This is a genomic window from Mycobacterium sp. IDUB_19, assembly GCF_055419445.1.
In genome coordinates this window covers 1-6,437 of the sequence record NZ_JBVAXR010000079.1, presented here as the reverse complement: position 1 = coordinate 6,437, position 6,437 = coordinate 1, and the positions used below count along the sequence as shown (strand labels likewise).

Below are 6,437 nucleotides of genomic sequence, written 5' to 3'. Positions count from 1 at the left end.
AGGGTAAATACATTCGCCACCCCGGCGGGAGGAAACCATGAAGCGCTGCATCGTCGGAGGACTGGCTGCTGTGCTGATGGCCGCAGGGCTGATCACCGCAGCGCCGCCGGCCGGCGCCGGCTGCCTGTACGGCGGACCCGTTATCAGCAAGTGCGACGGGCCCGTCCAGCCTGACGGCACGTGGCAACGTTGCGTGGTATCTCGCAACTTGGTGGTCAACGGCGCCAGTTCCTTCTTAGTGCCCGAGAGGAGCTGCGATGTGGTGGGCGCTGGCGGTCTCGCTGACCCACCGGCGCACATCGACGATTGAGCCGCGGCGCTAGCCGAGCGCCTCGACAGGTGTCGTCGCTTACGACGCTTCTTAAGTCGGACCAACACGCCATGTCAGACCACAGCCGCGAGGTGTAGCGTGAACGTTGCTGAGGATTCCAGCCAGTCCGGAATGAGGCCAGCCGCTTCGCCGCTTCCCTCACTGAGCAGTCGCTCGTGCCGAACACACACTGCAGACAACCGCATACGGGGACATCATGAACCCCTTTCGAGCCGAAGATGTCACCCTCAGGACCGACTTCCTCGACCATGCCGCAGTGGCACTGGAGCCGGGCAGAGTCCTAGAACACGCCCGCCATCTGACTGTGCTGGCCGACCGTGAGCGGATCGCACATGACCTCAACGACCATGTGATTCAGCAGATCTTCGCTATCGGTTTGGATCTGCAGGGCACCATCGCCCGGTCCCGATCGAGCGAGATCACCGCTCGGCTGAACCGGTCGGTCACCGACCTGCAGACCGTGATCGAGGACATACGCACCACTGTCTTCGAATTGCACGTCACCGGCACACAGCGGATCGGCTTTCCACAGCGGATTCGGGCCGGAGTCGCAGACCTGACCGAAAACCGCGATATCGCCACGACACTACGGATGTGCGGGCCAATGAGCGTGATCGGCGACGACTTGGCCGCACACGCCGAGTTGGCCATTCTGGAAGCGGTCAATTACGCCGTCCGACATTCTGGGGCAACACAATTGACCGTTGCGGTGACCGTTGCCGAGGTACTAGATGTCACGGTGACCGACGATGGTTGCGCAATCAGCACCGACAACGTGCGCCGCAACGGACTGGCCAACATCAAATCCCGCGCCGAACAGATCGGCGGGAACTGCCATCTCACAACACCACCAGGAGGCGGCACGGAAGTGAACTGGACCGCACCGTTGCTCAGCTGCCATTGATCTCACGCCACCCCAGTGAACCGGCGCCGGGCTAGCCGGTCGGCACCGCGCAGGGCCCCAACGCCATCGGCGGACCGCTGCGATCGCTGTCTTGAGCCCGCGGCGGCGCCCTGTTGCTGGATCGGTCCCCCCGAAACCGGGCCCCAGATCAGCGAACATCCGCTCGCTGCGGGTCTCAGGAGCGTCGTCCGCGGTGTCGCGCAAGAAGCGGTCCGGCATCCAGCCGATCGGCGAGTTCACGGGCGTGCCGACGGAAGGTGCCGGCAAGATCGCGGTGACGTCCGTCGAAGCGGATGACGACGTCGTCTAGCGATGACCGCACCTGCTCTTCGTCCAGGGTCAGGATCCGCGACAGCACCGCTCCCGCTCGGGACTCCTGGTGCTCGAAACCTTCCTGTCCTGGCACGAAGAGTCGGGTGATGACCCGCGACGGGTTGGCCGCGAGCCGCTGGGGGCTGCGCGTGACGAGCCCCGCCTGCACGGAAGTCATTGCCGCACAGTCGAGAAGCGCCGAGCGTGCTGCATCGTCGAGAGCAGTGCCAGAGTCGACTCCGCGCCCTGGTTGCGGTTCACCCCATCGGCGCGCAGGCCATCGAATCCAGCGCCGGTCTCAGGGTCCCACATGAGCTGGCGCGCGTCGTTGACACCCATGAACCAGGCCGCGGCGGCGAGGACCCCGTCGGGCCAGATCGAACTGGCGTCAACGAGGGCGGCGCGCGCACACGCGTCGGCGAGGGTGGACACCTCGATCGGCTGCTGATCGAACGCGGGCCGAAGGTCGTCCGGCCCGCGGCCCGCGGCGGGAGTGGGCGAGAGGTGGCCCCCCGCCGTTTCGTATTCAACCAGCCAACCCAACAGATCCAAGCCCTGATGCAGCAGTGTCGAATCGTCGAGCGCAACGCCGGCGGCGATCATCGCTTCGGGGAGAACAGCATTCGCGTAGGTGAGTCTCGGCTCGGGCCATGGCCAGGCCGGGTTGCCGTTCGGTTTGGCCACGATGTCCGCGTAGTCGGTGAGGAGTTGGCGCGCGGCACCGTGCCCGGGATCGATGAAGAGCAGTTCGGCCGCGCCCAACGCCGCGAACGCCATCGCCCGGGGCCACGGCGATCGCACCTTGGCGGCGCGCTGGAACTGGATGACGGCCAGCCGACGAACCAGACCGACATCGCTATGCGCGGCGGCGGTTCCCAGTCCCCAGATGCAGCGGCCCCAGCAGTCCTCCAGGGAGGGCTCATCCTGCCAGGCGCCCCTGTAGTCCATTCGGTTTCGGCAAGTCCCCGCGTTGGACTGCGCCTCGTTCAGGAACTGCATGGCTACGCGCGCAAGGCCGTTGACTTCCCCATCAGCGTTGGGCTCTCGGGTGGCGACGACGAGAACTCGGGCCATGTCGTCGGTGCAGTAGCCGTGCTCAGGCCGGGGTTCGGCGAAACGGGCATGCTCGAACGTGCCGCGGCGGTCTGTCATCCGTAACAGGTGGTCGAATTTCGGGGCCGGCACGGTGGCGGTCATACCAGCGCCGGACGCTCGGCGAGAAGGCGCTGTGCCAGATCCAGATAGGCACTGGCCACGATGGGCCACGCCATCTGTGGGGCCAATCGCGCTGCCTCCGCGGCCATGGCCGCGGCGAGGTGCGGCTCGGTCAGGAGCCGAAGCAGGGCCGACGTCAGCGCACCCGGGTCGTCGTGGCCGACGACGATCCCCGCCCCGCTGGCGAGCAGCTCGATGGCGTGCGGAAAGGCGGTGGCGACGACCGGCCGGCCGCTCGCGATGGCGTCGACCAAAACACCCGAGGTGACCTGATCCGTGGAGTCGTAGGGCAGCACAACGACGGCGGAGGACTGGACGAGCGCCGTCAACGATGACACATCGCGGTAGCTGGCATCGAAGGACACCGAGTCCGCCACGCCACCGAGCCGCGCCTGTTCGGCACGGGCGTTGCGGTATGCCTCGCCATCGGCGGCGAGAACCTTCGGGTGCGTCCGGCCGGCAATCAGGTAGCGCGGCCGGACCGGGAGGTCGCGCAGCGAAGTCATCGCGTCGATGACCCGCTCGATGCCCTTTCCCGGCCCCAGCAGGCCCCACGTCAACAATGTCGGCGTGTCCGACCGTGCCGGCGGGGCGATCTGCCTGGGGACGGTCGCGCCGTGCGCGATCGTGGTGACTTTCCGGGGATCGACGTCGAAGCCGAGACACAGGCGTTGACTGGCCGCCTCCGACATGACAACCACCTGAGCCGCCATCGCCGCGATCGCCTCGAGCACCGAACGCTGGTGCGGGGTAGGGTCTTTGAGGACCGTGTGGGCGACCACGATCGACGGAATGTGCAGCGCGCCGATGATGTCCACCACTTCGTCTCCGTCGACTCCGCCGTAGATGCCGTACTCGTGCTGCACGACCGCGATGTCGCTCGCGTTCAACAATTCGGAGGTTGCAGCCACGGATGTCGCGGAACCGTTGATCAGCTCTCCGATTACCCGAGCGTCAGAAGACGACGAACCGTCGACCACCCGCACGACGCTGACGTCCGAGCCATTCGCGCGTAACCCTTCCGATAAGGCCGCGCTGAATGTCGCCAGTCCGCACGGTGTCGGTGGATAGGTACTGAGAATGCCGAAACTCGCGGGGCTGCAACGGCGTTGCCCGACAAGATCGGCATTCGATGTTTCAAGGGTGGATAGAGTGCTCAAGGTGATCCCGACGGACGGTTATCACCGGCGTGTCCGGCGCGAGCTGTTGCTCTGCAAGATCAGCGGCGGACAGCTGATTTCATTCCGGACCGGCTGGATTCCCAGCCCTGCTGAGGTTACACCCGATGCGCGGCTAACGCGCGTTGAGCCCAGCCAGAATGCGCAGGCCGACGGCGTGCCGACTGATACCGGCGGCGGCACCCTCAGCCGTGAGGTGCCGCTCGGCTTGCTCGGGTGTGTAGCCCTGGCCGATGAGGGCACCGATGGCTTGATTGATGACTGATACCTCGAAAAGGCTTGTCGTGGAGCCCCTTTCGAGAGGGGCGAGCAGGTGCTGATCGAGGACGAAGTCACTGTAGGGCCGGCCGCTGAGCCACGCGAGGTCCGCCGCGAGATCGACAAAGGTTCCCGGCGACCCCGCGTACAAGACGACAACCAGGGCCGGAAGGAGACCGACCCCACCGTCACCCGGCAGCGCCAGCCTCAACGAGGCGCGGACATCACCCGCCCCGGCACCTTCGACGAAGGTGGTGAACGTGAACGGCGGATCAATGCCGTCGACGGTCCCGCTCAGCCCCAGGAAGGTGGGTATTGCAGCGGTGGTGTTCGCCGCGAGCTGGCGCAGACTATCGGCGACATCGGCACCGGGCTCATCCAAAGCCGCGGTGAGAACGCCCAAGTCTGCAGCCAAGGCCGCGGCGATCTCCACAAGAGGACTGCTCCGCTGCACGCTCCCGAGCGTGATCGAACCTGCCGGCGCCGCGCATGGCTAGTCGCTGTGCGCGGTGAGGATTCTCGAGACGCGGGTCAGGACCGATCCCGTAACTGCTTCCCCGCTTGTCACGGTACGCCGGCTGAGCTATCCGGCTCGGGTCGGGCGCGGGCGCGGGCGCGGCGCACGGCTTCGTCGACAATGTGTTGGGCCACATCGGCCAATTTGCGGTGCTGAGATTGGCTCATCGCCTGCAGCTGGGTGAACGCGTCCTCGGCGCTGCGCCCGGTGCGTCCGCGGATGATTCCGATCGCTTGATCGATCACCGGGCGGGTGGACAACGCGGTCTGCAATTGGACAGTCAGGGCAAGCGCGTCCGCGAGGATCTGCGCGTTGTGCACAGCGACAGCCGCTGGTTTGGCGAACAACTCCCCCAATTCAGCGGCGTGCTCATCGAAGACGTCTTTGCCGTAGGCATATACGTTGATCGCGCCGACCACCCGATCGGGCAGCAACAGCGGTAGCGACAGTGCGCTGTGCACCCCCATCCTGCCCACTCGCGGGCCGAACCGCGGCCACATCTTCTCCCCGCCCAACGACCCGGAGCGCACCGTGCGACGTTCCAGCGCCGCGGTGATGCAGGGCCCCTCATTGAGGGTCACGTACTGGATTTCGTCAATCTCGGCGACAAAGGGAGCGCTGGCCGCCAAGGCCGCGACCATGTTGTCCACCCGGTCGACATTCAGCAACGTCACTCCAGCGCCGTCGGCGCCCGGTATCGCGCGCACAGCGAACGCCGCCACCTCCGCCAGCAACTCGGGCAAGTGCCGATGATCGGCGACCAGACCCGCGAGATTGCCGATCCCCACCCGCAAATCGGCGTCGTCGGCACTGAGCTGCGCCGATGTCCGCGACCCCAGCGGGGGGTTATCAGCGTCCTCGGTGAACTCCACCATTGCCGGTACCTGCTTCATAATCCGGGGCGCACCTGCTACCAAATTACTCCATCTTAGGGCGAAGTCGGCTGGATCTTAGGGTGAGGTCGGCTGGGTGGTTCCCCGACTTGGACATGAGGGCTGACACCGGCGCGCAACGTCCGACCGGTGTAGCGTCGTGAACGCTGAGAATCTCAGCTGGTCCGGGACGGGTTTCAGCCGTACGCTGCTCAACCCAAGGAGCGTTGCTCCGAGCCCTGACATTCCGGTGATCGTCCGCGCCACTGGATCGCCATGCCCGACGGATTGTTACACTCGTCCGCTCTGCCGGGCGATGCCATATCCTCCAAGCCGGGCAAGGGTCAATTAGCCCGATTGGACACTCAATGGGTGAAGTCGTCGGTGGTCATCGTCAGTGCCCACGGCGACATCGACAGTATGAACGCACATACCCTCACCGAGTATGCACTCGCCCGTCTGGTGCGTTGCCGCGGACTGATCCTTGATCTGACCCGGCTGAAATTCTTTGGTGCCGCGGGTTTCTCGGCGCTGCACAGAATCTCGGTGAGCTGCGCGCGAGCTGGAATAGAGTGGGCGTTGGTACCGGGTGCGGCGGTATCCCTGATGCTACGGATCTGCGACCCGGACGGCTTGCTGCCAGCCGCCGATACAGTCAGTGCGGTGCTGGCGCGCCTGAGGGGATCGGCGTCCGATTCGGACCACCGCGAATAACCAAACCCAAGATGTCTACTGTTGTGGCACAACCGCTTTAGCACATCGATACTGGCAGCTAACCGATCAGCACCGCATACCGCGGCTTGATCACCTCGTCGATGAGCGCCAGCCGCTCGTCGAACGGAATGAACGC

The 6,437-nt window shown here is 65.5% G+C and carries 9 protein-coding genes and 1 pseudogene; 3 read left to right on the top strand and 7 right to left on the bottom strand.

All coding sequences use genetic code 11. The features are described 5' to 3' along the window. Positions 1 to 37 precede the first annotated feature (37 nt). Both ACZY0B_RS26480 and ACZY0B_RS26475 read left to right on the top strand, forming a co-directional pair. Positions 38 to 310, top strand: a complete 273-nt coding sequence (locus ACZY0B_RS26480) for a CDGP domain-containing protein (RefSeq protein WP_463767203.1) — start codon at positions 38 to 40, stop codon at positions 308 to 310. Between the two features lie 217 nt (positions 311 to 527). Continuing rightward, the gene (locus tag ACZY0B_RS26475) at positions 528 to 1,235 is read left to right on the top strand and encodes a sensor histidine kinase (protein WP_463767202.1); all 708 of its coding nucleotides are present in this window, start codon (positions 528 to 530) and stop codon (positions 1,233 to 1,235) included. Between the two features lie 69 nt (positions 1,236 to 1,304). On the opposite strand, the pseudogene ACZY0B_RS26470 reads toward ACZY0B_RS26475, so the two are convergent. The 6 genes and pseudogenes from ACZY0B_RS26470 to ACZY0B_RS26445 all read right to left on the bottom strand — a co-directional run. After that, positions 1,305 to 1,454: pseudogene (locus ACZY0B_RS26470) on the bottom strand (fatty acid desaturase); the annotation flags it as partial. Then, entirely contained in the window at positions 1,411 to 1,725 is a 315-nt protein-coding gene (locus ACZY0B_RS26465) for a hypothetical protein (protein WP_463767201.1), read from the bottom strand. The gene ACZY0B_RS26465 and the pseudogene ACZY0B_RS26470, both read right to left, overlap by 44 nt. After that, entirely contained in the window at positions 1,722 to 2,744 is a 1,023-nt protein-coding gene (locus ACZY0B_RS26460) for a glycosyltransferase (protein WP_463767200.1), read from the bottom strand. The genes ACZY0B_RS26465 and ACZY0B_RS26460 overlap by 4 nt, the downstream gene beginning before the upstream one ends. Then, on the bottom strand, positions 2,741 to 3,844 hold the full coding sequence (locus ACZY0B_RS26455; protein ID WP_463767205.1) for a glycosyltransferase: 1,104 nt from the start codon (positions 3,842 to 3,844) through the stop codon (positions 2,741 to 2,743). Before ACZY0B_RS26455 ends, ACZY0B_RS26460 begins: the two co-directional genes overlap by 4 nt. A gap of 211 nt (positions 3,845 to 4,055) precedes the next feature. Beyond that, a complete protein-coding gene (locus ACZY0B_RS26450; RefSeq protein ID WP_463767199.1) occupies positions 4,056 to 4,652 on the bottom strand; it encodes a hypothetical protein in 597 nt (198 codons plus the stop codon). A 110-nt stretch (positions 4,653 to 4,762) separates the two neighbouring features. Continuing rightward, on the bottom strand, positions 4,763 to 5,608 hold the full coding sequence (locus ACZY0B_RS26445) for a GAF and ANTAR domain-containing protein (protein ID WP_463767198.1): 846 nt from the start codon (positions 5,606 to 5,608) through the stop codon (positions 4,763 to 4,765). A gap of 351 nt (positions 5,609 to 5,959) precedes the next feature. Between ACZY0B_RS26445 and ACZY0B_RS26440 the strand changes: the two genes are divergently transcribed. After that, positions 5,960 to 6,301 carry an STAS domain-containing protein gene (locus ACZY0B_RS26440; protein WP_463767197.1) on the top strand — a complete coding sequence of 114 codons (342 nt, stop codon included), beginning with the start codon at positions 5,960 to 5,962 and terminating at the stop codon, positions 6,299 to 6,301. A 58-nt stretch (positions 6,302 to 6,359) separates the two neighbouring features. On the opposite strand, the gene ACZY0B_RS26435 is transcribed toward ACZY0B_RS26440, so the two are convergent. Beyond that, a partial coding sequence (locus ACZY0B_RS26435) for a hypothetical protein (RefSeq protein WP_463767204.1) occupies positions 6,360 to 6,437 on the bottom strand: 78 nt, incomplete at its 5' end.